This is a genomic window from Nesterenkonia sp. AY15 (assembly GCF_022565855.1).
Taxonomy (GTDB): domain Bacteria; phylum Actinomycetota; class Actinomycetes; order Actinomycetales; family Micrococcaceae; genus Nesterenkonia.
Genome location: NZ_JAJOYV010000012.1, coordinates 13590 through 37780, shown reverse-complemented (window position 1 = coordinate 37780; position 24191 = coordinate 13590). Strand labels below are relative to the sequence as shown.

At 66.0% G+C, this 24191-nt stretch carries 19 protein-coding genes and 1 pseudogene; 11 read left to right on the top strand and 9 right to left on the bottom strand.

The features are described 5' to 3' along the window. The 6 genes and pseudogenes from LSI54_RS12585 to LSI54_RS12560 form a co-directional block, all read right to left on the bottom strand. Positions 1–267, bottom strand: a pseudogene (locus LSI54_RS12585) (hypothetical protein); the annotation flags it as partial. A 230-nt stretch (positions 268–497) separates the two neighbouring features. Continuing rightward, a complete protein-coding gene (locus LSI54_RS12580) occupies positions 498–1280 on the bottom strand; it encodes a class F sortase (protein WP_241478532.1) in 783 nt (260 codons plus the stop codon). Between the two features lie 306 nt (positions 1281–1586). After that, positions 1587–2405: a hypothetical protein gene (locus LSI54_RS12575; RefSeq protein WP_241478531.1), complete on the bottom strand. Its 819-nt coding sequence runs from the start codon at positions 2403–2405 to the stop codon at positions 1587–1589. 233 nt (positions 2406–2638) lie between these two features. After that, positions 2639–3433, bottom strand: a complete 795-nt coding sequence (locus LSI54_RS12570) for a sortase domain-containing protein (protein WP_241478530.1) — start codon at positions 3431–3433, stop codon at positions 2639–2641. A gap of 153 nt (positions 3434–3586) precedes the next feature. Then, positions 3587–4735 (bottom strand): GAF domain-containing SpoIIE family protein phosphatase, encoded by a 1149-nt coding sequence (locus LSI54_RS12565; protein ID WP_241478529.1) that lies wholly within the window; start codon positions 4733–4735, stop codon positions 3587–3589. 173 nt (positions 4736–4908) lie between these two features. Continuing rightward, complete coding sequence (locus LSI54_RS12560; protein WP_241464458.1) at positions 4909–5442, bottom strand: hotdog fold thioesterase; 534 nt, start codon at positions 5440–5442, stop codon at positions 4909–4911. Between the two features lie 115 nt (positions 5443–5557). On the opposite strand from LSI54_RS12560, the gene polA reads away from it, so the two are divergent. Next, positions 5558–8434, top strand: coding sequence for a DNA polymerase I (gene polA / locus LSI54_RS12555; RefSeq protein ID WP_342357826.1), 2877 nt, complete (start codon positions 5558–5560; stop codon positions 8432–8434). An 87-nt stretch (positions 8435–8521) separates the two neighbouring features. Here the strand turns inward: polA and LSI54_RS12550 are convergent, their stop codons facing one another. Then, a complete protein-coding gene (locus LSI54_RS12550; protein ID WP_241478528.1) occupies positions 8522–9232 on the bottom strand; it encodes a maleate cis-trans isomerase family protein in 711 nt (236 codons plus the stop codon). Between the two features lie 119 nt (positions 9233–9351). Here LSI54_RS12550 and LSI54_RS12545 point away from each other — a divergent pair, with 119 nt between their 5' ends. The 7 genes from LSI54_RS12545 (at position 9352) to rpsA (ending at position 17842) form a co-directional block, all read left to right on the top strand. Further along, positions 9352–9873, top strand: a complete 522-nt coding sequence (locus tag LSI54_RS12545) for a DUF3830 family protein (RefSeq protein WP_241464460.1) — start codon at positions 9352–9354, stop codon at positions 9871–9873. Between the two features lie 217 nt (positions 9874–10090). Continuing rightward, positions 10091–10921, top strand: a complete 831-nt coding sequence (locus tag LSI54_RS12540; RefSeq protein ID WP_241470352.1) for a UbiA family prenyltransferase — start codon at positions 10091–10093, stop codon at positions 10919–10921. Further along, positions 10918–12357 carry a phytoene desaturase family protein gene (locus LSI54_RS12535; protein WP_241478527.1) on the top strand — a complete coding sequence of 480 codons (1440 nt, stop codon included), beginning with the start codon at positions 10918–10920 and terminating at the stop codon, positions 12355–12357. Before LSI54_RS12540 ends, LSI54_RS12535 begins: the two co-directional genes overlap by 4 nt. A gap of 95 nt (positions 12358–12452) precedes the next feature. Continuing rightward, positions 12453–13289: a maleate cis-trans isomerase family protein gene (locus tag LSI54_RS12530; protein ID WP_241464462.1), complete on the top strand. Its 837-nt coding sequence runs from the start codon at positions 12453–12455 to the stop codon at positions 13287–13289. A 163-nt stretch (positions 13290–13452) separates the two neighbouring features. Next, positions 13453–14526 (top strand): sugar-transfer associated ATP-grasp domain-containing protein, encoded by a 1074-nt coding sequence (locus tag LSI54_RS12525; RefSeq protein ID WP_241478526.1) that lies wholly within the window; start codon positions 13453–13455, stop codon positions 14524–14526. 125 nt (positions 14527–14651) lie between these two features. Further along, the gene (locus LSI54_RS12520) at positions 14652–16058 is read left to right on the top strand and encodes a GNAT family N-acetyltransferase (RefSeq protein ID WP_241478525.1); all 1407 of its coding nucleotides are present in this window, start codon (positions 14652–14654) and stop codon (positions 16056–16058) included. Between the two features lie 263 nt (positions 16059–16321). Next, on the top strand, positions 16322–17842 hold the full coding sequence (rpsA, locus tag LSI54_RS12515; protein WP_241464465.1) for a 30S ribosomal protein S1: 1521 nt from the start codon (positions 16322–16324) through the stop codon (positions 17840–17842). Positions 17843–18019: 177 nt separating this feature from the next. Here the strand turns inward: rpsA and LSI54_RS12510 are convergent, their stop codons facing one another. Continuing rightward, the gene (locus LSI54_RS12510) at positions 18020–19255 is read right to left on the bottom strand and encodes a class I SAM-dependent methyltransferase (protein ID WP_241469860.1); all 1236 of its coding nucleotides are present in this window, start codon (positions 19253–19255) and stop codon (positions 18020–18022) included. 318 nt (positions 19256–19573) lie between these two features. On the opposite strand from LSI54_RS12510, the gene LSI54_RS12505 reads away from it, so the two are divergent. Together LSI54_RS12505 and LSI54_RS12500 are read left to right on the top strand one after the other, a co-directional pair. Continuing rightward, entirely contained in the window at positions 19574–21361 is a 1788-nt protein-coding gene (locus LSI54_RS12505; RefSeq protein ID WP_241478534.1) for a BCCT family transporter, read from the top strand. A 117-nt stretch (positions 21362–21478) separates the two neighbouring features. Continuing rightward, the gene (locus LSI54_RS12500; protein ID WP_241478524.1) at positions 21479–22168 is read left to right on the top strand and encodes an SGNH/GDSL hydrolase family protein; all 690 of its coding nucleotides are present in this window, start codon (positions 21479–21481) and stop codon (positions 22166–22168) included. On the opposite strand, the gene LSI54_RS12495 is transcribed toward LSI54_RS12500, so the two are convergent. Then, entirely contained in the window at positions 22141–23133 is a 993-nt protein-coding gene (locus LSI54_RS12495; RefSeq protein WP_241478523.1) for an EamA family transporter, read from the bottom strand. The genes LSI54_RS12500 and LSI54_RS12495 overlap by 28 nt on opposite strands. A gap of 71 nt (positions 23134–23204) precedes the next feature. Between LSI54_RS12495 and LSI54_RS12490 the strand changes: the two genes are divergently transcribed. Then, positions 23205–24167 (top strand): LysR family transcriptional regulator, encoded by a 963-nt coding sequence (locus tag LSI54_RS12490; protein ID WP_241478522.1) that lies wholly within the window; start codon positions 23205–23207, stop codon positions 24165–24167. Positions 24168–24191 lie beyond the last annotated feature (24 nt).

Genomic DNA, 24191 nt, shown 5'->3' with positions numbered 1-24191 from the left:
TCCGTCCATGAAGGTCTCGGCTGCGCCGTCGACGGTCATGTAGACCGTGGCCTGGTTGCCCTGGCCCTCGATGAGGACGTCACCGACGGTGCCGCTGTTGTTCAGCGGGTCGAGGTTGGCCTGGAAGGACCAGGACTCGCTGGAGGTCGAGGTGGCGGCGCCATCGGTTGCTCCGCCGTGCTCGGAGTGGGCCATGGCTGGGCCTGCGCCCAGGAGCATTGCGCCGAGCGCGAGGGTGGGGACGGCGAACAGTTTGGATTTAAACATTTGAGGGACTCCTCGTCACAGTGGGTGTGGCCGTGACCAGGGGACTCCTGGCCGCGACTTCATCAGAGTAACCCACGTCACTATCATTTCGAGAAATATTTCGTCATTCTAACTACCGATGGATCAATTGCGACGGGCCCGCCGCGGTGATCTATTTTCCGATATAGCAATCAAAAGCTCATACGCTCGGGGCATTCGAGTGCTGCTGTCCCTGAATGGCCCTCTCGACCTCAGCCGACGAGGGTGGCGTAGACCACGTAGTTGTCCTCGTACTCTCCGGTGGCCTGGTCGTATCCGTCGCAGGTGATCAGTCGCAGTTCGGGGTCTTCGGTGTTGCCATAGACCTCGAGGGTGGGGAAGGTGTTCTTGCCGTATTGCTCGGCCTTGGTGACCACGAAGGTCGCGGTGCCGCCGTCTTCTTGTCCCACGGTGATCTCGTCGCCTTCGACGAGTTCTGGCAGGTCAGCGAAGACCCCTGGCTCGCCGAGAGAGTCATCGACATGGCCCAGCAATACTGAAGGGCCTTGGTCTCCGGGGGCGGGGGATCCGGTGTACCAGCTGGCTGGGGAACCTGGGTCACCGGGTGGGACCTCCAGGGTGCCGTTGTCCCTCAGGCCTAAGTGCAGCAGCTCGGAGCTGGCATCGATGGCCGGGATCTCGAACGCGGCGGGGGGTGCGGTCTCGGTGGCGGCCTCGTTGCTCTGGTCTTTGGCGTCTTCAGGTCCGTCGGCTTCGTCGGGGGCCGGTGTCGGTGTCGGGGAGGCTTCGCTCTCACCCTCCTCATCGTTGGTGGCGTCGGTCTCTGCTGGCTCATCCGCTTCCGGAGTGCCCGCCTCGGATTCGACCACCGCGGTGGCGGTGTCTTCCGCGGCACCCGGATCGTCGTCCTGCCCGGGTGAACATGCCGAGATCGCCAGCATCAGTGCGGTCGCCACCGCCAGTGCCGCACCACGGTGCCGGCCGCCGGAGGCCGCACAGGTGGTCTCGTGGTGGTGCCGAGGGAGAGGAGACATGGAGGTTCTCTTTCGGTTGGACCTGCTGGGCTGCGCTCTGGTCCGGGTGGCGGGGACAAGGAGGAGGCCGAGGCGGCGGATTCTTGTGGGCTGGTCAGTCACGCGATCTCGTGGCTTGCCCACGTCGACCTCTCCAGAAGTGACTGACGCCCGTGAGGAGCTTCTCGGGATTCTGTGACGGGCAGGGGTGGCCCCACTTCAAACTCGGAAGTTCGAAGTGGGGCCACCGCTGTAGGCGCATCGCTGTGACGCGATGCATGAGCCCTCAGGCTCGATTCGACCGGTCAGAGTCCGGTCGACTCGAGATCAGGACTCGACGGTGCGCTGGCGCATGAAGAAGGCACCGGCACCGATGGCGCCCAGGGCGAGTGCGCCGCCGCCGGCGGCCATAGCGATATCTGCACCCTGTGAGCCGCCGGAGACGCCGGTGTCGGCGCCGCCTTCAGGCATCCCGTCCATCTGCGAGGCGGTCAGGGTGCCGCAGGCAGCGGGAAGGGTCGCTGCCAGGGGCAGGGACTCATCTAGGGTGCTCTGCTTCGCCGCAGCTTCCTCTGGCATCAGCTCGGGGTTGACACCGTGGACCACGACGACGCCGGTGCCATCAACGATGGAGGCCAGAACATCATCGGCGATCTCAAGGTCACGCTCGTAGGTGTAGCTGGAACCACCGGGGAAGCGCTCCACAGCAAGACCGGAGTCCGGGGAGGTGTCACCTTCGGTGGTCAGCGAGGTGCCGATGCCGCCGTAAGAGGGAGCGCCTTCGGGGGTGTTGACCACACCGTCGCCGTCTTCGTCAGCCTCGGGGCCGGGGCAGGTGCCCTGGGCGCCGAAGTGGATGTGCTGGGCGTGGGGGAAGGGTCCGTCCATGAAGGTCTCGGCTGCGCCGTCGACGGTCATGTAGACCGTGGCCTGGTTGCCCTGGCCCTCGATGAGGACGTCACCGACGGTGCCGCTGTTGTTCAGCGAGTCGAGGTTGGCCTGGAAGGACCAGGACTCGCTGGAGGTCGATGTGGCGGCGCCATCGCTGGCTCCGCCGTGCTCGGAGTGGGCCATGGCTGGGCCTGCGCCCAGAAGGATTGCGCCGAGCGCGAGGGTGGGGACGGCGAACAGTTTGGTTTTAAACATTTGAGGGACTCCTCGTCACAGTGATTTGGTCGCACGGCCTCTGATCGTGGTGTCGACCAGGCCATGTACGCGGAGTTCGGAGCGACATCAGGATCGGATGGTGAAAATCCAAAAAAAGTTTCTCAGCTCACCGATCCGCCTCAACTAGCTAAACCTTTATCGATATCGAAAGACTGATTATTCTCCGCGCGGGAAGTGCTGGGGTCCGCTGTGTCGGACCGACCATTCGGTCTCTAACTGGCGAGGGTGGCGTAGACCACGTAGTTGTCCTCGTACTCTCCGGTGGCCTGGTCGTATCCGTCGCAGGTGATCAGTCGGAGTTCGGGGTCTTCGGTGTTGCCGTAGACCTCGAGGGTGGGGAAGGTGTTCTTGCCGTATTGCTCGGCTTTGGTGACCACGAAGGTCGCGGTGCCGCCGTCTTCTTGTCCCACGGTGATCTCGTCGCCTTCGACGAGTTCTGGCAGATCAGCGAAGACCCCTGGCTCGCCGAGAGAGTCATCGACATGGCCCAGCAATACTGAAGGGCCTTGGTCGCCTGGGGCGGGGGATCCGGTGTACCAGCTGGCTGGGGAACCTGGGTCACCGGGTGGGACCTCCAGGGTGCCGTTGTCCCTCAGGCCTAAGTGCAGCAGCTCGGAGCTGGCATCGATGGCCGGGATCTCGAACGCGGCGGGGGGTGCGGTCTCGGTGGCGGCCTCGTTGCTCTGGTCTTCGGCGTCTTCAGGTCCGTCGGCTTCGTCGGGGGCCGGTGTGGGTGAAGCTTCAACCTCACCCTCCTCACCGCTGGTGGCGTCGGTCTCCGCTGGCTCAGCTGGTTCAGCTGGTTCATCCGCTTCCGGTGTGCCCGCCTCGGATTCGACCACCGCGGTGGGGCTGCCTTCCCCGGCACCCGGATCGTCGTCCTGCCCAGGTGAACATGCAGAGATCGCAAGCATCAGTGCGGTCGCCACCGCCAGTGCGGCGCCGCGGGGCCAACGGTCTGCTGCCGACAGGGCGGTGTGGTTGTCGTGCCGACGGAGAGGAGACATCAAGGTTCTCTTTCGGGTTGGACCTGCTGGGCTGCGCTCCGGTGCGGGTGGCCGATCTCGTCTAGAGGCAGATATGCCCACAATCTACAGTCCCGCCGATCGGAGGTGCGGCGACAGGGGTGCAGTAGTGCTCCGGCCCCTGCCGACGACACGTCAGGAGTCTCTGCGGACCACGACCACCGTGACATCATCGGGGGCCTTTGCCTGCTCGGCACGGCGCAGCGCCTCCTTGACAGCACCTTCGAGACCCTGCTCGCGCAGGACCTGCTCCACCTGCCCGTAGGGGTCCTCGAGGTCCAGAAGGTCCAGGAGTCCATCGCTGCAGGAGAGCAGGGCATCTCCGGGGTGCAGCTGCACGGTGTTCAGTTCGTGGGGCTCGCCCATGCCCATCGCCAGCGGCAGCCCGGTGGATTCCAGGTGCTCCCAGCTGCCGTCGGCGCGATGGATGAAGCTCAGGCTGTGTCCGCCGTCGACGTAGCTGATCTGGCCGGTGCGGGTGTCGATGTCGGCGCAGAACATGGTGACGAACATGTGCAGATCACCGATGTCCTGCTCCAGGAGAGAATCGATCTCAGCGACCGTGGCCTGCAGGGAACGCTCCGGAGCGGTGCGCATCGAGGCGCGGACGGCGGAGGCGATGATCCCTGCGCCGAGGCCCTTGCCCATGACGTCGGCCAGGGTGACCCGCAGCTGATCCCCACGGAGAACCACATCATGGAAGTCCCCAGAGACGCACCCGGCCGGGGCGGAGCCGGCGGTGACGGTGAATCCCGCGGGCTGGGGGAGATTGCGGGGAGTCTGTGCGCGCTGGACCACGACGGCGTGGTCGAGCTCCTGCTGCTGCGCCAGTTCGGTCTGGACCCAGCGGGCGAGATCTTCGAGGAGGTCGCGTTCCTGCTCATCGAGCTCACGAGGCTTGGTGTCGATGAGGCACAGCGCTCCCACCTGTTCGCCGCCCGGGGCCTGCAACGGGTGACCGGCATAGAAGCGCAGGTGTGGGGCGCCTTCGACATAGGGACTCGCCGCGAACGCCTCATCCTGCTTCAGGTCTTCGATGACCAGGGTGCCGGTCTGCTGGATGGTTGATTCGCAGAATGCGTACTTGCGGGGGGTTTCTCGGCTGCCGAGCCCGACCGAGGACTTGCTCCACTGGCGATCATTGTCGAGGAGATTCACGCTCACCATGGGTACGTCGAAGAGCTCTTGAGCCATCCGCGTGATCCGGTCCACACGCTCGTCGCGCGGCGTGTCGAGAATCTTCATGGCGTCGAGCGCGCTCTGTCGCTTCTTTTCGTCGATCATTCCAGAACCCCTCAAGCTTTTCGTTCAGAAAGTACCTGATAGTGACTTTAGTCCATGTCAGGGGTGTTTTCTGAAATCGCCGGTGTCACGAATTGAATTGAGGGTTTTCCGCGCTGATCGAGTCGAATCTGCTGCGTATGACTACAACCCGCTATGGGCGCATGATTTCCCGTTCAGCTCCGGTTGGGCAGGATCATGTTCGTCATCCGGGCGGTCGAGAGGCGGCGGCCGGCGTCGTCGGTCATCACGATCTCGTGGCTGGTCAGCTGCCGGCCCAGGTTGATCGGGGTACAGGTGGCCGTGACCATGCCCTCGGTGACCGAGCGATGGTGGGTGGCGCCGAGCTCGGTGCCCACCACGGCATTGTCCACACCCAGGTTGACCCGCGCGTGCAGGATCGCGGCGATCGAGCCGAGCGTCTCGGCGAGCACCATATGCGCGCCACCGTGGAAGAGGCCCATGTTCTGCTCGTTGCCCGCCACCGGGAGGGTGGCCACCATCTTGTCCGGGTGCATCTCCACGTAGCGCAGCCCCATCTTCACGCCCAGCGGAGTGACCCCATGCGGGCCGGTCCACTGCTGATACTCCTCAGGGATCCCGGCGGCCTCCATCCGGGCGGCGCGCTCCTGCTCGTCGGGGAAAGGGGTGGGCGCACCGGGGACGGCGCTGCTGGAAAGGTGGTCGAGGGCGTCAGGCTGAGAAGTCATGGGCTCCAGTTTAGATGCCGGCGGGGAGCGACGGACATCCGCCCCACGAACCGGAGCGGCGTGGGGCCCGTGAGAGGTCTGGGGTGAGCGCGGGGGTCGCGATAGGCTGGGGCTCGTGTCAACTAGTCCCAATAAACTCCTGGTCATCGACGGTCACTCCATGGCGTTCAGGGCCTTCTACGCCCTGCCCACCGAGAGCTTCCTGACGGATTCCGGCCAATACACCAATGCGGTGCACGGCTTCACGAACATGCTGCTCAAGCTGATCCGTGAGGAGCTGCCCACCCACGTGATCCTCGCCTTCGACCTGGACACGCCCACCTTCCGGCACACCTCCTACGCCGAATACAAGGGAGGCCGCGCGAAGACCCCCGAGGAGTTCCGCGGCCAGATCGACCTGATCAAGCAGGTCGCCGAGGGGATGAACATCGCCACGGTGACCCTGGAGGGTTACGAGGCCGATGACATCGTCGCCACCTACGCCACGAAGGCCGACACCGCCGGCTGGGAGACCCTCATCGTCTCCGGCGACCGCGACACCCTGCAGCTCGTCACTGAGCGCACCACCCTGATGTACCCCACCTCGGGACTCTCCAAGGTCGCGATGCTCGACCCCGCCGGGGTGGAGGAGAAGTACCTGGTCCCGCCGCTGAAGTACCCGGACCTCGCCGCACTGGTGGGGGAGTCCGCGGACAATCTGCCCGGCGTGCCGAAGGTCGGGCCCAAGACGGCGGCGAAGTGGATCACCGAATACGGCTCCACCCGCGGGATCATCGAGAACGCCCACCTGATCGGCGGCAAGGCCGGGGAGAACCTGCGGGAGGCACTCGCCGATGTGGAGCGCAACCTGGAGCTGAACCTGCTGCTCCGCGACCTCGAGCTGCCCGTGGCGCTGGAGGACTCAGAGCTGAAGGTCCCTGACCGCGAGGTGCTGGAGCCGCTCTTCGACGCGCTGCAGTTCAACCAGATCCGCGAACGGCTCTTCGAGACCTTCGCCGCCCGTTTCCCGGAGACCGTGGTCGCGCCCACCCCCACCGACGCGCTCCCCGCGGTGACAGTGACCGAACAGGCAGAGGAGATCTCCGCGTTCCTCAAGGCCCACGCCGGAGCGCCGATGGCGATCGCGGTCTGCCTGGACCGCGCCGGTGAATCGCTGACCACCAAGCCCAAGCGCGACGAAGCCGCCCGTGTGGCTGAGGCACTCGCCGTCGTGCTGGTGCCCTCGGCTTCCGGGGACGTGGCTGGAGCTGCTGATGCTGCCGAGACTGCAGAGACCGACGACGACGCCGGGGAGCCTGCCGCCGAGCCGACCGGCATCCCCGCGTTGGCGCTCTCGCTGACCTCGCTCGACGCGGCCGCCGACGCAGTCTTCGCCGAGTGGCTGCAGGACTCGGAAGCGCCGAAGCTGGTCCACGACATCAAGGACGCCGGCAAGCGGCTGGCCTGGCGCGGACTGCGCCTGCGCGGCGCCGTGGAGGACACCCTGATCTCCGGCTACCTGATCCAGCCGGACCGGCGGAACTTCGCCTTCACCGAGCTGGTCACCCAGTACCTGGGAGCCTCCACCGACCCGGCCTCCTACCTCGGCGGCCACAGCGAGGACGACGCCGAGGCGTCCGGACCGCAGGGCCCGGACCTGTTCTCCTCTCAGGACCTGCTGCCCGGGGTGACCGCGGAGGACCTGGACACCGCCGCGCTGCACGGGATGCTGCTGCACCAGCTCTCCCAGGCGCTGGGGGAGCAGCTGGTCGAGCGCAACGGCGAGAAGCTGCTGCGTGAGATGGAGATCCCGCTGGCCGAGATCCTGCTGCAGATGGAGCTCACCGGCATCGCGGTGAGCCCGGAGAAGCTGGACTCGCTGGATGCCGAGTTCGCCGCCGCCATCGAGGCCTCCGCGCAGGAGGCCTACGCAGTGGTCGGGCACGAGGTGAAGCTCGGCTCGCCCAAGCAGCTGCAGACCGTGCTGTTCGAGGAGCTCGAGCTGCCCACCGCCGGGGTGAAGAAGAACAAGACCGGCTACTCCACCGATGTGGAGACGCTGCAGGCGCTGCTGATCAAGACCCAGAACGACTTCCTGGTGCACCTGATGAACCACCGGGACTCCACCAAGCTGCGCCAGACCGTCACCGGGCTGATGGAGGCCGTCACCGGGGATGGGCGGATCCACACCACCTATGCGCAGACCGTGGCCGCCACCGGACGGCTCTCTTCGCTGCACCCGAACCTGCAGAACATTCCGGTCCGCACCGCCGCCGGTCGGAAGATCCGCGACGCCTTCGTGGTCGGCTCCGGCTACGAGACCCTGCTGACTGCGGACTACTCGCAGATCGAGATGCGCATCATGGCGCACCTCTCCGGGGACCAGGCACTGATCGAGGCGTTCCGCGCCGGGGAGGACCTGCACAACTTCGTCGGCGCCAAAGTCTTCGGGGTCGAGGCCTCGGAGATCACCCCGGAGCAGCGCTCCAAGGTCAAGGCGATGAGCTACGGGCTGGCCTACGGGCTTTCGAGCTTCGGGCTGTCCAAGCAGCTGGGCATCGGGGTCGATGAGGCCCGGAACCTGATGAACGAATACTTCGAACGCTTCGGCGGGGTCCGCGACTACCTGCGCGAAGTGGTCACCCAGGCGAAGCAGGACGGGTTCACCTCCACCCTCTTCGGGCGGCGCCGCTACCTTCCGGACCTGAGCAGCGAGAACCGGCAGCTGCGCCAGATGGCCGAACGGGCCGCGCTGAATGCCCCGATCCAGGGCTCCGCGGCGGACATCATCAAGCAGGCGATGATCGGCGTGGACTCCGCGCTGCGCTCCGAGGGCCTCGAGTCCCGGCTGCTGCTGCAGGTCCACGATGAGCTCATCTTCGAGGTGGCCTCGGGGGAGCGCGAGGCCCTGGAGAAGCTGGTCACCACCCACATGGGTGCCGCCACCGAGCTCGACGTCCCACTGGATGTGCACGTGGGCGTGGGCTCCTCCTGGCACGAGGCCGCACACTAGGTGTACTGAGTCACCACGTTGGCGACGCCGGATCGGCAGGAGTCGTTGCGCCACCGGTGTGGATCCGCTCAGGGGCCGGCGACCTGCTCAGCGGCTGAACAGCGCCCCGAGCCCCTGGACGCGAGCCGGGTGGCCCGCCAGGCGGAGCCCCTGCCAGGCGGTGACCTGGTTGGCCGTGAGCACGGGCACGCCCAGGGCCTCCTCGAGCCGGGGCAGCACGGCGATCGTGTGCAGTGCAGTGTCCGGGATCAGCAGGCACTGCGCGCCGGTCAGGTCAGCGGCGCGGGCGGCCTCGAGCACCCACTCGGCGTCCAACAATCCCGCGTCCTCGCCGCTGGGAACGTCGTAGGTGGACAGCGCGCTCACCGTGATCCTCTCCTGCCCCAGGAATCGCATGAAGTGCGAGGCGACTTCCTCGGGATAGGTCGCGGCCACCGCGACCCTGCTCAGCCCCAGGTGGTGCACCGCCTCGGCGAAGGCCAGGGAGGTGGAGGAGGACGGGACGCCAGCGGCTTCCTCGATCCATCCGGCCTGCTCCCGGCAGCCATCCCGGCCATAGACGAAACTGCCCGAGGTGCACGCCCACATCACGGCGTCGGGGGAGAGCTCGCGGGCCTTCTCGGCGGACGGCACCAGGTTGTTCCGAGATCCGAGAGCCAGCAGCGCGTCGACATCGTGGTCGGTGCGGCCCTCCCAGGTGTGGATCACCCGGAACGAGGTGTCCGGGATCAGTTGTTCGAGAGCGGGGAACTCGTCCTCCGCGCTGTATCCGGGGTAGAGGATCGCGAGGGTATGCATAGTGGTGGAGGCCCTCTCGTGGTGCGTGACTGGTCTCCCCGAAAAACCTACAGGTAGATTGTAGACAACCATAGGTCGCCGTTCCGTGGCGCCTGCAGTCCATCGAACGGAGACTGCTGATGACCCGATACCTCACCATCACCTTGGAGAAGCGCGGCGTCACCGCCAGGGCGCGCCTGCTCGACGTTGAGGCCCCGCGCACCGCCGAGGCCGTATGGCAGGCCCTGCCCCAGTCCGGACAGGTGTTCCACGGCAAGTTCGCGCGCAACGAGATCTACGCCCTCGTCCCCGCCTTCGCCGCCGAAGAGCCTGGCCCCGAGAACCAGACGATCACGCCGATCCCGGGGGACCTGTGTTATTTCACCTTCGAGGGCGTGCTCAACAATCCCGCCTACGGATACGACGCCTCCGCGGGGACCGCTGAGAACCGGCTGTTGATCGATCTCGCCGTCTTCTATGGACGCAACAATCTGCTGGTCAACGGTGACGTCGGGTGGGTTCCGGCGAATGTCTTCGCCACGATCGAGGAAGGACTCGACGAGCTCGCCGCCGCGTGCCAGGACGTCTGGATGGGCGGTGCCCGAGGGGAGACGCTGAGCTTCGCGCGGGCCGACGCCGACCCGAAACACGGCATGCGCTGATCAGGATGGTCACTGTTCAGAGTTAACACTCCAGGTCGCAGTCGGTACCTGACGTAGCATCTTGACCATGGGCCCCTCCGCCGTCAGCGACTGGCCACCCCAGAGCCGGGCCACCGGCGAAAACAGGCATGTAGTTCGTTCAGGCACCACTGTTCTACTCGGCAGAAGGGGCTCCACCGTCAAATCTCGTTCTGGAACTGAATCCGTCTTCCAACGAATGGTCCACATCTCACGGCCGGTGCTGTGGATCAACACCATTGGTCCCGCCGTCCTGGGAATGTGGCTGGCCGGTCACTTGTGGCATTGGGATGCCTTGGCGTTGATCTTGTGGCTGACGCTGCCATTCAACCTGCTCATCTACGGCGTCAATGACATCTTCGATCAAGAGACCGACGCGCTCAATCCGCGTAAGGGGTCTTTTGAAGGCGCCCGGATTCGCTCTGGTGAGGTCTTCCCGATATGGGTCGCAGTTCTTGTGACCAATCTTCCGTTCCTGACTTACTTCGTGTGGGCGCTCCCCGGTGATGCACTGCTGTGGATAGGGCTCTACCTGTTGGTGTTCGTCTTCTATTCGGCGCCACCATTACGGTTCAAGGCCCGCCCGTATCTGGATTCGCTCAGCAACGCCGCCTATGCCCTGCCGATGGTCTTTGTTCCGCTCGCACTAGGATCCGGCCCGGTCTGGGCCGCTGCTGTGGCGCTCATGGCATGGAGCGCGGCCAAGCACACTTTCGACGCAGTCCAAGACATCGAGGAAGACGAGGCGGCCGGAATCACCACCACGGCAGTGCGCCTCGGTGTTCGCGGGGTGGTGCTCTGGAGTGGACTCTGGTGGACGGCAGCTACGATCGGCTTTGCAATGGTCAATGTTCCGGTCGCGCTTGTCAACGCGCTGATCAGCGGTTGGCTGCTCTACATGCTGTTCCGCTCCCCCCTCAGCACCACCGCCCATGGTTTGTACCGCCACTCCATCGCCTTTCCCTATGTCGCCGGAGCTGTGGCCGGCATTCAACTGGCTGCGGCGCTGCTGCTGGGGTGGTACCCATGAGCCGTGTCGTGGTGGTCGGTGGCGGAGTGGCGGGCCTGACGGCCGCAGTGCTCTCAGCCTGGGCAGGACACGCTGTCACGCTTCTGGAAGCTAGCCCGGCACTGGGCGGCAAGAGTCGCCGTATCGAAGTCGGTGGTCAAACCATCGACACCGGCCCTTCGCTGTTCACATTCCCGGCCGTCTGGCAGGAACTGCTGCGCCGACTGGATGACTCCAGTCAGGATCCATCCTCAGCGGCCGAAGAGACAGCAAGGCTGAATCTGGAGCGGCTTCCGGAAGTAGGCCGGTACTACTTCCGCGGGCAGGTCTGCTCACTGCCGGTTCCCCCGGGACACCCGTGGCACCCGGCGTGGGAGCGTTTCGCTGCGCTGCACGGACCCATCGGGCCGGATGTGACCCGGCTTCTGACCACGGCCGTGCTGGCACGCGATGCACGCCCCTCGCTGGCTCTTCTGGGGCGACTCTACGGGCACCGGCTCACTACCCGCAGCTATCTCGACAGCCTCACCTGGCTGCCCGACGGGCTGCGCGAAGTGATCGCCATCCACACACTCAACGCGGGGGTGGGCCCATCCCGCACCCCGGCGTTGTATGCCAGCATGCCTGCGGTGATGGCCCAAGACGGGGTGTGGGTGCCGCAGGGCGGCGTCCACGAACTGGTGCGGGCCCTCGAGCGGCTGGCAAGAGCTGCCGGAGTCGATGTTCGCACCGATGAGGCCGTCCTTGACCTGGAGCGGGGACACGTCAGGACTGCCCAGAACGTGTATCGGGCGGACGCCGTGGTCAGCGGCATGGACGCCGACCGCCTCGAGGGACTGCTGCGTGGGCGCACACCTCGACCACCGCGGAAGCTCTCCTGCTCAGCGGTCGCCGTGTACGCCTCGCTCAAGCGTCCCCTTCCGGCGGATATGTCGCGGCACAGCGTGGTTCTGCCCGAGGATCCCACCGCGCTCTACGCGAGTCTGGAGGCCCAGCGCGAGCCGACCCAGACCATGGCGTTTCTCAATCACTACCCAGCCACGGACTCAGGCCCCAATACCGCCGACACACTCGCAGTGCTGCTCACAGCGCCCTCAAATGGACAGCGCTATGACCTCGACAGTGCCTTTGTCGACCGAGAACTTCGCCGCGTGTGGACCACGGCCGGGCTGCCCGGAAGTTTCGACACGTGTATCGAGGAGAGCACCATCCTGGATCCGAACTATTTCAGTCTCACAGGCGCGTCCGGAGGCGCCCTGTATGGACCGATCCGTCCTTTGTTGATGAGCGGGCCCCTGCACCGTCCAGCTCACCATAGCCTGAGGCGGCCATGGCTGTGGCGGGTAGGTGCCTCGGTCCATCCGGGCGGCGGATTGCCGGCAGTGATGGGCGGGGCCATGATCGCGATGGATGGGATGCTTCGCGCACTGCCGCCCGGGCCTGGCGGGCGCAGCTGAAACCGACACACAGCTGAGGACGCCACCAAGCCGGGACAGACCAACGTCCCCATCAGACCCAGTTCAGGTGAGTTGTCATTGCGCATAGGAGAAACATGACACCGGAAGCTCAGGGCCCGCCTCCCCGCGGGGCGCTTGGCGTCGTCATGCCGTTCGACATGGAGCTCGATGCAGAGCTGTGGCGCTGGCTTCCCGCCGGCGTCGACTTGTCGGTGACCCGGACGCCGTTCTTGGATGACGTTGTCACCGTGGAGTTCGCTCGGGAGGTGGCGCAGACGACAGTCGTCACCGAGGGCGTCCGCAGCGTCACCGCCGGTCGCGCGGATGTGGTCGTCTACGCCTGCGCGTCCGGGAGCTTCGTGCGTGGTCGGGCGGGGCAGGAAGATCTCGTTCGCGCTATGACGGATGCCGGCTCACGTGACGCAGTGACGACCTCCGGCGCCCTCGTAGAAGCTCTCGGCGCCCTCGGGATCACGCGCGTCTCGACGGCGACGCCCTATGTGCCGGCTTTGTCGCTCCTGATGGAGACATTCCTCGCTGAGTACGGCGTCACCGTGACCGGTCGCGCTGAGCTCGGGCTCGACAGGCGCATCTGGGAGGTCCCCTACGCGCAGACTGCGGAGCTGATCCGTCGGGCTGATACGCCCGACGCCGAGGCCGTCGTGGTCAGCTGCACGAATCTTCCTACGTACGACCTCATCGCACAGCTGGAGGTTGAACTGGGAAAGCCCATCATCACCGCCAACCAGGCCACCATGTGGGCCGGACTGCGGCGCCTGGGAAAGCTCGCGAACGGCGAGGGGCAGTCGCTGCTGCACATCACGGCCCAAGGCGAGCAGCGCGGTCTCGGACTCACGGCGCGGCCCCGCATTAGAAACTCCCGCCCGGCCGTGCCCGACTCGACGGAACCGTCGATCCTCCCCAAGACCTGACAGGCCGCTTGGCAGAGGCCTGGTGTGGTGGTGTCCGGTCATGGGTGGGACTGGGCCGATCCGGTGGATATCTCCTGATGAATCCCTATTCGATACAGCGACCCCCTGTTATTTCGGCTCAAATGAACATAGGTTGGCATCACCTGAACTCAGAGGAGCTGCCGTGAACCTGGACACGATTGAGCGAACTCAGAATGACCTGCTGATGAGAGTTCGTTCCCGTTTGAACAGCCGGAGCGCTGCGAAGGTGCTCAAGTCGATCGAAGCCGCGAAGGGCCCGCTTCCAGGGCATCTCAAGGCACAGGCCGATGAGTACGCCGCCGATGTGCTGGGTTCCAAAAGGTATGCCCCGTGGCTCTACATCTACAGCGCGATGGCCGGTGAGTTCCGAGAGGGGTGGATCCCCGACAACTACTACATGCAGGTGGTCCTTCCTGCGATCGAAGGTCGGTATGGCGACCTTTCTGAAATGCGGTCGATGACAGCGCGCGTCTTTGGGCAGGAAAAAGAGATTCCCGACCGCGGATACGTGGTCAAGGGCCGGCTGCTCAACGCGTCACTCGAACCGGTCTCGTCGTTGGAGGAGTTCACGGACCTCGTCTTTGCCGGGGTTGAAAAAGTGGCTTTCAAGGCTGACGCGAGTGATCGCGGCCGAGGCGTGCAGATTCTTGATCGAGACAGGTTCACGCAGATTGCTGCGGGCCTTCCCGACGGTGTGATTCAGCCCTTCATCGACCAGCATGAGGCCTTTGCTCAGGTCGCGTCCCGCTCGGTCGGGACGCTGCGGATGACAAGTGTCCTCGAGCCTGACGGGCAGGTCACTGTCAGGGATGCCTACATGCGATTCGGACGAGACACGGATGACCACGTATTTTCAGAGTCGAATATTCGCCTTCTTCTCGATACCGCTACAGGCGTGTTCAGCTCGATCGGATACTCGGTGGACTGGCTCGAGATCGACCGGCATCCCGATTCCGGCTTCGTGTTCGCAGGCAACGAGGTGCCGAACTATGCAGCGTGCCTCGAGGCAGTAAAACGGCTGCATCGGCGAATCCCGATGGTCCCGGCGATCGGTTGGGATCTGACTGTTGCTCGCGACGGTTCCGTCCAAGTGCTTGAGTGGAACAGCGGCCATAACGACATCAAGTTCTCTGAGGCGACGTCGGGGCCGTGCTTCGGGGGACTGGGTTGGGAGCATCTAGGCCGGAACGGCGGAGCGACCCAGATCACCGGGTGATCGCGGGTGGCGGCCAGCTGCGGCAGGGAGACCCTGGACCCGCACCAGGTTCCACCGGGTTCTGTGCACAACCGAGTTCCCCACCGCCTGGCCCCGGCACCAGCGGACCGATAATGTGGTTAACCGTGCCAGACCAACACGTACCCCAGCAGCCCGAGATCGCTCCGCTCGCACCAGGACTCCGCAGCGAGTCCTTCCGCGCGGCCCTGAACTCGGACGGCAAGACCGCCGACGCGCAGACCGCCGCGTTCGCTCAGACCGCCGAGCAGGGCTTCTACGAGCCCTGGTTCACCGACGAGCAGATCAACCGCATCGGGCGGATCCTGGTCGAGGACGAGCAGCTCCTGACCGGCGTCTACGTGGACCAGGACACCGCCGCGGATGAGCCCTGGGGCAACGCACTCAAAGAGGTCGGCTTCGACCCGTCCCACCCGGTCGGCACGTTCGTCGACTATGACAAGACGCTCAACGCCGGGGGACCGGCCGGCCCGCTGCCCGCACGACTGATCACCATGGTCACCGTCAATCCGAGCTTCCGCCGCCGCGGCATCCTCAAGCACCTGATGACCTCCGCGCTCTCCCGCGCGGTCGAGGACGGCATGGCCGTGGCCGCGCTGACCGTCTCCGAGGGCGGCATCTACGGCCGGTTCGGCTTCGGCTGCGCCACCCGCGAGGCCAGCATCCAGGTGAACCTCGGCGAGGGCAGCGGGCAGAGCTTCGCGCTGCGCAGCGCGCCCGCCGGCCGCGTCATCTCCGCAGACCCGGTCAAGCTCGACGAGGTCATCAACACCAGCTTCGAGGCGTTCCACGACCGCACCCGCGGCTCCATCGGCCGCCAGCAGACCTACCAGCTGGTCAGCTCCGCGCGCTGGAACCTCGAGGACAACAGCGCCTGGAATCGCAAGCTCCGCGCCGCCGTCCACGTCCGCGAGGACGGCAGCATCGGCGGCTACGTGACCTTCAAGCACGAGGGCTGGGACACCGACCCGAGCACCATCCGGATCTATGACCTGATCGCCGCCGACGACCAGAGCCACCTCGCGCTCTGGGACTACATCGCCGGACTCGACATCGTCCGCCGCGCCACCATGAGCACCGCCGCACTGAGCGACCCGCTGCAGTCCGCGCTGGTGAACCCGCGCAGCTACCAGGTCCGGAAGCTCAGCGACGTGCTCTGGGTCCGGATCCTCGACGTGGTCAAAGCCCTCGAAGCCCGCGCCTGGACCGCCGACGGCGCGTTCCGCCTCGAGCTCGAGGACGGACAAGGCATCACCGGCGGCAGCTTCACGGTGAGCGTCGACGACGGCGCCGCCACGCTCACTCGGGCGGATGACGGTGCAGCGCCGGTGACCTCAGACCTCCCGACGCTCCAGCTCAGCGTCGAGACCCTCGGCTCGCTCTACCTGGGCGACGTCTCGGTCCGCACCCTCCACGCAGCCGGTAGGCTCGGAGGCACCACCGCCGAAGACGTGGACCGGATCTCCCGGATCATGGACCTGGCCACCCTTCCCTTCTGTGCGACACATTTCTGAGCAAGTCATCGCGCTCGGGACAGCGGTTGATTCGGATTGGATTGCCGGTATAAACTGACACGGCGCGTTCTGCGCACAGAGTCGACCTGACATCTGATGCAGATCATGCTCGAAAGTCCGCTCTTCGGCGTCGCCGCCGGAATCGGGACCTGACGAGCTCTCCTGTTCATCTGTTGATCGCTTTGTGCGCCGGAGTGCCATCTTGCACGGCACGCCCGTGCACTGACCACGCCAGCCACAATCCATATCGGAGCCCCTACTACATGACCCCCACCACCACTGCCCCACAGGTCGCCATCAATGACATTGGCACCGCAGAAGAGTTCCTCGCCGCTGTAGATGCGACTATGAAGTACTTCAATGACGGCGACCTCGTTGAGGGCACCATCGTCAAGGTCGACCGCGACGAGGTCCTCCTCGACATCGGGTACAAGACCGAAGGCGTCATCCCGTCCCGCGAGCTGTCCATCAAGCATGATGTGAACCCGGACGAGGTCGTCGCCGTCGGCGATCTGGTGGAGGCTCTGGTCCTCACCAAAGAGGACAAAGAAGGCCGCCTGATCCTCTCCAAGAAGCGCGCACAGTACGAGCGCGCCTGGGGCGACATCGAGCGCATCAAGGAAGAGGACGGCGTCGTCTCCGGCACCGTCATCGAGGTCGTCAAGGGCGGCCTCATCCTCGACATCGGCCTGCGCGGCTTCCTGCCCGCATCGCTGGTCGAGATGCGCCGTGTCCGCGATCTCGCGCCGTACATCGGCCAGGAGATCGAGGCCAAGATCATCGAGCTGGACAAGAACCGCAACAACGTGGTCCTGTCCCGCCGTGCATGGCTCGAGCAGACCCAGTCCGAGGTCCGCTCCTCCTTCCTCAACAAGCTCGAGCGCGGCCAGGTCCGCACCGGCACCGTCTCCTCGATCGTCAACTTCGGTGCGTTCGTGGATCTCGGCGGCGTCGACGGTCTGGTTCACGTCTCGGAGCTCTCCTGGAAGCACATCGATCACCCGAACGAGGTTGTCGAGGTCGGCCAGGAAGTCACCGTGGAGGTCCTCGAGGTGGACATGGATCGCGAACGCGTCTCCCTGTCGCTCAAGGCCACCCAGGAAGATCCGTGGCAGACCTTCGCCCGCACTCACGCGCTGGGCCAGGTCGTCCCCGGCAAGGTCACCAAGCTGGTTCCCTTCGGTGCGTTCGTCCGCGTCGAAGACGGCATCGAGGGCCTCGTGCACATCTCCGAGCTGGCAGTGCGCCACGTTGATCTGGCCGAGCAGGTCGTCTCCGTGGGTGACGAGCTCTTCGTCAAGGTCATCGACATCGATCTCGAGCGCCGCCGCATCAGCCTCTCGCTGAAGCAGGCCAACGAGGGTGTCGATCCCGAAGGTGCCGAGTTCGATCCGGCCGTCTACGGCATGGATGCCGAGTACGACGACGCCGGCAACTACAAGTACCCCGAGGGCTTCGATCCGGAGACCAACGAGTGGATGGACGGCTACGACGAGCAGCGTTCCGTCTGGGAGGCCCAGTACGCCAAGGCCCAGGAGCGTTGGGAAGCGCACAAGAAGCAGGTCGTTGCAGCAGTCGAGGCCGACGCCGAAGCTGCCGCACAGGCCACTGTCGGTTCTTCCAGCTCCAGCTCCTCGAGCTCGAGCTCTTCCAGCTCCAGCAAGTCGGAGCCCGCTCCGTCGAACTACTCCTCCTCGCAGAACAGCTCCTCCGAGGATGCCGGCACGCTGGCATCCGACGAGGCACTGGCTGCGCTGCGCGAGAAGCTCACCGGAAACAGCTGAACCACACGGGCGGATCACTGATCCCGCCTGAGTGACATATAGAGAAGGCCGGTTCCACCCTCGGGTGGGACCGGCCTTCTCTATGTCTGCTTCACTGCTTCCAGAACACCAGCGAGAACACCAGCGAGGACAACGGCGACGACGACGGCGCCGCGTCCAGCAGCGCCGCCTTCTAAGTCAGCGCTTCGTCGACACCGTCACGGTGAACCGCGCATCGCGGGCCAGCTGCTCGGTGGGCCCGACCTCCTTGGTGAGCACCGTGCGGTGCTTCAGGTGGGAGTTCCAGACGCTGTAGATCCGTCCGCCCGGTGCCAGCACCCGCGCCGCGGCCCGGATCAGCCGGTTCGCGGCACCGGGGTCCACCGCGTTGCCCTGGTGGAACGGCGGGTTGAGCAGGATCACCTCGGCGGAGGCGTCCTCGAACCGGGAGAGCGCGTCGTCGCGGACCGTCTCGATCCGGTCCGCGACCCCGTTGGCCTCGGCCGTGAGCTGGGTGGACTGCACCGCGGAGGCCGAATGATCGGTGGCGATCACCTTCAGCTGCGGATGCCGCAGCGTCAGGAAGGCGCTCACCGTGCCGTTGCCGGAGCCGAAGTCGATGACGTACTCGGCACCGGGGAACCCCGGATGGGCCTCCACGGCCTCGAGCATCAGCCGGGTGCCCGGGTCGAGCTTGGTGCCCCCATAGGTGGCGCCCAGGCTGCACAGGGTCAGCTCCGTGGAGCCCTTCCCGGGGATGCTGACCTGGTGGGTGTTCTTCCGCGGGGCAGAGGTGGGCACGCCGTCGCGCGGTCCGCGAGCGGTGAGCACCCGGGACTTCGAGCGGCCACGGCCGGCGGAGACGTCGGTGAAGTGCTTCTGAAGCACCTGGTTCATCGAGTGGTTCATGTGCTTGTCCCGGCCCACGGCCAGCACGACGACGTCGGCCGCCGCGTGCTCGCGGATCAGCCAGGCCCAGTCGTTGAGCGTCTCCAGAGACCGGGGCAGGTGCATCAGCACCGTGTGCACCCCGGTGAACGCGTCGGGCGCCTCCTCGGTCAGGCTGGGCAGCTCTTGGGGGACCGGCGCCGGCAGATCGGCGCGGCGGGCGTTGCCCTGCAGCGCACGCTCCGCGCCGAGCTCGTCGGCCAGCACCCGCACGGCCGACACGGCGTCTTCGACCTTCGCGCACACCGCGTCGGGCTTGCCGGCATCGGCTATCAGGGAGTGCAGGATCGGCAGGGTGAGCGCTCCGGAGCGGTCATCGAGGATCAGCACACCCTCGCGCGGGTGGCCGTCGGCCCACCAGGCCGCGGCGGTGTCGAGCAGCAACAGGTCCACCGCCTCGGGCGGGGGACTGATGGGGGTGAAATCGAAGTTCTGGGTGAGTTCAGAGGGCTGGACATCGGGGGTCTGACCCGCGGGAAAAGGCATAGGGCCAGCTTAGAGGATCACCCTGTCACGGCTCCCGAACAGCTCAGCACCAGCTTCCCCCAAGAATCGTTACTGGAATGAGACGCCGGGACTGCATGCGGCTCGTTCCGGGAATTATCCGAGTGTGCTGGACTCAGATCAGGCCCCACCGGCGCAGGATTCGACTCACGAAAGTGCGTCGGCGGCCCAAATTCCATACCGTAGGGACGATCATCCCGCCTGACAGGTGTCAGACCGCCAGTCTCGTGCCCCGCAAGGGAACCGAGGGTTCTGCCTCTGCCGGGCGCGGGCAGCGACTACACCCACGAAAGGCCAATGATGCTGCTCCGACTCCATAACATCTTCAGGCTGCGCACCAGCCCGATCCTCTTCTTCGGATCAGCCGCGATCGTGATCACGTTCGTCGTGCTGACCCTCCTGATGCCCACCGGCATGGGCGAGTTCTTCGGCACCGGCTCAGGCTGGATCTACGACAACCTCGGATGGTTCTACATCTCCGGTGTCACGATCTTCCTGATCTTCCTCATCTTCGTCGCCTCCGGACGCTTCGGCCGGATCAGACTCGGCGCCGACGGCGAGGAGCCCGAACACTCCAACATCGCCTGGTTCGGCATGCTCTTCGCCGCAGGCATCGGCACCATCCTGATGTTCTGGGCCGTGGCCGAGCCTGCCAACCACTTCGCCAACCCGCCCCGTGAGGGCCAGATGGGCGTAGAGCCACGCTCCATGGAGGCCGCGAATGAGGCGATGGGCTTCACGCTCTATCACTTCGGTCTGCACACCTGGACGATCTTCGCTCTGCCCGGCCTGGCCTTCGCCTACTTCATCTACAAGAGGAACCTGCCCCCGCGGGTGTCATCGATCTTCCAGCCGATGCTCGGCGACAAGATCCACGGCCCCATCGGCAAGTTCATCGACATTCTCGCGATCGTGGGCACCATCTTCGGCGTCGCGGTCTCCATCGGCCTGGGCACGCTGCAGATCCACGCCGGACTCGCCCGCCTGCTCGGCGTGAGCGATGCGGCCTGGAACTTCATCATAATCATCGCGGTGGTCACCATCATTGCCACGATCTCCGCGATGCTCGGCGTGAACAAGGGCATCAAGCGGCTCTCGAACTTCAACATCTGGACCGCCATCGGGCTGCTGCTCTTCGTGCTGATCACCGGCCCCACGGTCTTCATGCTGCGCGGCATGATCGAATGGACCGGCGTCTACGCCCGGATGCTTCCCGAGCTGGCGTTCTGGAACGACACCCTCGCCAATACCGGCTGGCAGGACGGCTGGACCGTCTTCTACTGGGCATGGACCGTGGCCTGGGCGCCGTTCGTGGGCATCTTCATCGCCCGCATCTCGCGCGGCCGCTCGGTGCGCCAGTTCGTCGCCGGCGTGCTGGGACTGCCGACGCTGTTCACCATCATCTGGTTCGGCATCTGGGGCGCCGGCACCTTCGACATCGAGCTCAACGGTGACGGCGGCCTGGTCGACACGGTGCTCGACGACGGCGTAGAGGGTGCGCTCTTCGCGTTCCTCGCCGAGTTCCCGCTGGCCACGCTGACCTCATCGATCGCGATCATGCTGGTGGGCATCTTCTTCATCACCTCGATGGACTCCTGCTCACTGGTCCTCGATGACATGTGCAACGGCTACGAGGGACGCTCACCGCTGCACCAGCGCGCCTTCTGGACCATCTCCATCGGCACCATCGCCGCGATCCTGCTCACCGCCACCGGCGAGGGCGGGCTCCAGGCGCTGCAGAACGTCGCCCTGGTGCTCGGGCTGCCGTTCTTCGTCCTGGGCTACTTCATGATGTTCAACCTCTCCCGGGCGATGCGGGAGGACGCCGGCGAGGTCGGCTTCCTGGTCACCCGCCGCTGGCTCAAGACGCTGCCTCCGGAGGAGTACGAACGCCGCATGGAGGAGCCCGACCGCTCGCTCACCGAAGCTGTGGTGGCCCCGGACTACCACGAGGGCACCCAGCCGGAGAACGCGCCAGACGTGGATCACGTGGAGCAGCCACCGATCGTGGAGCAGTACCGGGTCCGCACCGGGGATGTCCCGATCGTGGATCCCGCCCAGGTGAACGGCTCCTACCCGAAGAACTGATCTGCGCCTGCTGAGGCAGTTCGCTGATCAACACCGAGATGCCCGGCTCTCCCATGGGAGAGCCGGGCATCCCTGTCTGCGGGTGGGTCGAGTACCGGGTGCGCTAACGTAGCGCCCATGAGCCAGAAGCGCAGGCCCCGGAACACCTCACGGACCTGGAAGGACGGGGCGATCATCGCCGCTGTGGGTATTGCAGCTGCCGTCATCGTGGGCGCAGCGGTGATGGTCATTGCTCAGCCGGAACGTGACGTGGCCGAACCACGAAGCATCGTCGTCGTCGGCGATTCGAACACCGAGATGGACTCGCCCGACTTCGCCGCGGGGGAGATCGGTGACGACTCCTGGGTGTCCACCGTGCTTGCTGCCGGTCATCGCTTCGCGGGTGGTTGGGCAGTGGCGGGGTCTACCTCGGTCCAGCAGGCGGAAGGTCTCGATGACGTCGAGGGTGCAGACGTCCTGCTCGTGATGACAGGAACGAACGACCTCGCCCGGGGGATCCCCTTCGAGCAGACCGCCCCGAGCCTGGATGCGATCGTCGCCAAGGCACCAGCCGACCGTGTCGTGGTGCTCGCGATCCCGCCGCGTGACCGGGAGACCACGCCGACCAGCCGCGAATTCAACCGAACGCTGAAGGACCTCGCCGAGGACCGGGGCTGGGAGTACTTCGACGCCCTCGAGTTCCTCCGCAGCCCCGACGGCGGCTTCGTCGAGGGAATGACGAATGACGGACTCCACCTCACCCCCGAAGCCCAGGAGCAGTTCGGCGAGACGGTGGTCGATTACCTGAGTCGAGAGACTTCCTCCTGAGCGGAGGGCTCCGGTGCCGAGTTCGACGCCGCCGCCAGTTCCACTTCTTGCACATCCTCCAGCGGCCCGGGGTCAGGCGGGGGCGCGGGCTGTGCCGGGGGAGTGCCGCGCACCGAGGCGTAGATGACCCCGCCGACCACCAGCACCCCGCCGCCGAGCTCAAGCCAGGTCGGGACCTCGCCCAGGGCGACCCAGGCCGCCAGGATCCCGACCACCGGCACCAACATCGAGAACGGGGCGACGGTGCCTGCCGGATGCCGACGCATCAGCCAGACCCAGATCCCCGCGCCCGCGACCGTGCCGAACAGGATCGTGTAGCTAAGGCCCAACCAGGCCGGGATCGCCGCGACGCTGATCGAGGTGGCGAGCGCGGCGCCGATCTCCTCAGGCCCCTCCACCAGGAAAGCCACCGTGAGCAGCGGGATCGGTGGGACCACGGCCATCCACAGCACCAGCGCCATCGGCCGGTCGGTCTGGGCCTTCCGCGAGGCCAGGTTGCCCAGCGCCCAGCCGAAGGCGCCGAAGAGCACCAGCAGGAACGGGGTCCACCCGTCCAGGACGCCCCGGGAGACCCCCACCAGCCCCAGTCCCAGCACGGCGACGCCGACGCCGGTCGCCCGCCGCGCGGTGATGTGCTCCTTGAGCACCAGGGCGCCGAGCAGCACGGTGAACGGCGCCGAGGCCTGCAGCACCAGCGAGGCGAGCCCGGTGGGGAACCCGGCGGCCATCCCTAAGTAGAGCCCGAAGAACTGCAGCGTGCCGAAGCCCAGCCCGTAGCCGAGCAGGTAGCGGATCTTCACCCCGGGCCAGGGCACGAACAGCAGCGCCGGCAGCGCCAGGATCAGGAAGCGCAGCCCGGCCAGGAACAGCGGCGGAAACTGATCCAACGAGATCCGGATGGCCAGGAAGTTCAGACCCCAGAAGACGGCGACGAGCAGGGCGAGCAGGGTGTGACGCAGGGGCATGGGTTCATCCTCTGGCACAAGACTGATCAGGTCTACTGAATGCTTCTGCACTGAACATGTAGGTTGCCTACATGGATTCTCACAGCTCGGAACGCAGCCAGCAGCACGCGCGCCATTTGGAACCCCGCCACCTCGAGCTGCTGCGCGAGATCGCCGCCCGCGGCACCCTGGCCGCGGTGGCCAAGGCCACCCACCGCACCCCCTCAGCTCTCTCCCAGCAGCTGCGAACCGCTGAGCGGGATCTCGCGGTGAAGCTGGTGGAGCCGGATTCGCGCGGAGTGCGGCTGACCCCGGCCGGGCAGCTGCTCGCCGAGGGCGCCGATGAGGTCATCTCCAGCCTGGCCCGTGTGCAGGCCCGGCTCGACGCCTCCACGGGAGAGCCCCGGGGATCGGTGAGCATCGGCACCCTGCCCAGCGCCGGGCAGGTGCTGCTGCCGCAGCTGCTGCGCCGGCTGCGCGACACCGCCATCACGCTGACCCTGGATGACTTCGACATCGCCGAGGCAGATTTCGCGGCCCGAGCCCTGGACGCGGACATCGTGATCAGTCACAGCATCAGCGGACGCGTGCCGCGCGGGGCCGAAGGGCTGATCAACACGGTGCTCACCCGGGAACCCATCGACGTGGTGCTGCCCGTCGAGCACGCGCTCGCGACCAAGGCCGAGCTGACCCCGCACGACGTGGTCGATCATGACTGGGTCGGGGTTCCCGAGGGTTACCCCTTCGACGCGATCCCGGTGGCCATCGAACAGCTGATCGGGCGTCCGGTCCACCGGACGCTGCGGCTGCGCGACAATCACCTGCTGGAATCCCTGGTCGGCGCCGGGGCGGGGATCGGCCTGTTGCCGAGGTTCAGCACCAGGCCCGCACCAGGGGTCGTGCTGCGGCCACTGGTCGGCGTCAGCGCCTCCCGAAGCATCGTCGCGCTGAGCAGGCCTGACCGCTACGAGCGTCTCGCCGTCAGGACGGTGACCGAGCATCTGGTCAGCATCGGGGCTGGACTCATGGCCGGATACTCGGTTCAGCACGGTTGACGCACGATCAGCGCCGGTGAGTCT

What these genes read in the sequence shown, in the direction of transcription:
- LSI54_RS12490 (WP_241478522.1), top strand. Translation starts at nt 23,205, where the DNA reads ATGGATTCTCACAGCTCGGAACGCAGCCAGCAGCACGCGCGCCATTTG.
- rpsA (WP_241464465.1), top strand. Translation starts at nt 16,322, where the DNA reads ATGACCCCCACCACCACTGCCCCACAGGTCGCCATCAATGACATTGGC.
- LSI54_RS12500 (WP_241478524.1), top strand. Translation starts at nt 21,479, where the DNA reads ATGAGCCAGAAGCGCAGGCCCCGGAACACCTCACGGACCTGGAAGGAC.
- LSI54_RS12575 (WP_241478531.1), bottom strand. Translation starts at nt 2,405, where the DNA reads ATGTTTAAAACCAAACTGTTCGCCGTCCCCACCCTCGCGCTCGGCGCA.
- LSI54_RS12565 (WP_241478529.1), bottom strand. Translation starts at nt 4,735, where the DNA reads ATGATCGACGAAAAGAAGCGACAGAGCGCGCTCGACGCCATGAAGATT.
- LSI54_RS12570 (WP_241478530.1), bottom strand. Translation starts at nt 3,433, where the DNA reads ATGTCTCCTCTCCGTCGGCACGACAACCACACCGCCCTGTCGGCAGCA.
- LSI54_RS12535 (WP_241478527.1), top strand. Translation starts at nt 10,918, where the DNA reads ATGAGCCGTGTCGTGGTGGTCGGTGGCGGAGTGGCGGGCCTGACGGCC.
- LSI54_RS12505 (WP_241478534.1), top strand. Translation starts at nt 19,574, where the DNA reads ATGCTGCTCCGACTCCATAACATCTTCAGGCTGCGCACCAGCCCGATC.
- LSI54_RS12580 (WP_241478532.1), bottom strand. Translation starts at nt 1,280, where the DNA reads ATGTCTCCTCTCCCTCGGCACCACCACGAGACCACCTGTGCGGCCTCC.
- LSI54_RS12550 (WP_241478528.1), bottom strand. Translation starts at nt 9,232, where the DNA reads ATGCATACCCTCGCGATCCTCTACCCCGGATACAGCGCGGAGGACGAG.
- LSI54_RS12530 (WP_241464462.1), top strand. Translation starts at nt 12,453, where the DNA reads ATGACACCGGAAGCTCAGGGCCCGCCTCCCCGCGGGGCGCTTGGCGTC.
- LSI54_RS12560 (WP_241464458.1), bottom strand. Translation starts at nt 5,442, where the DNA reads ATGACTTCTCAGCCTGACGCCCTCGACCACCTTTCCAGCAGCGCCGTC.
- LSI54_RS12540 (WP_241470352.1), top strand. Translation starts at nt 10,091, where the DNA reads ATGGTCCACATCTCACGGCCGGTGCTGTGGATCAACACCATTGGTCCC.
- LSI54_RS12510 (WP_241469860.1), bottom strand. Translation starts at nt 19,255, where the DNA reads ATGCCTTTTCCCGCGGGTCAGACCCCCGATGTCCAGCCCTCTGAACTC.
- LSI54_RS12545 (WP_241464460.1), top strand. Translation starts at nt 9,352, where the DNA reads ATGACCCGATACCTCACCATCACCTTGGAGAAGCGCGGCGTCACCGCC.
- LSI54_RS12495 (WP_241478523.1), bottom strand. Translation starts at nt 23,133, where the DNA reads ATGCCCCTGCGTCACACCCTGCTCGCCCTGCTCGTCGCCGTCTTCTGG.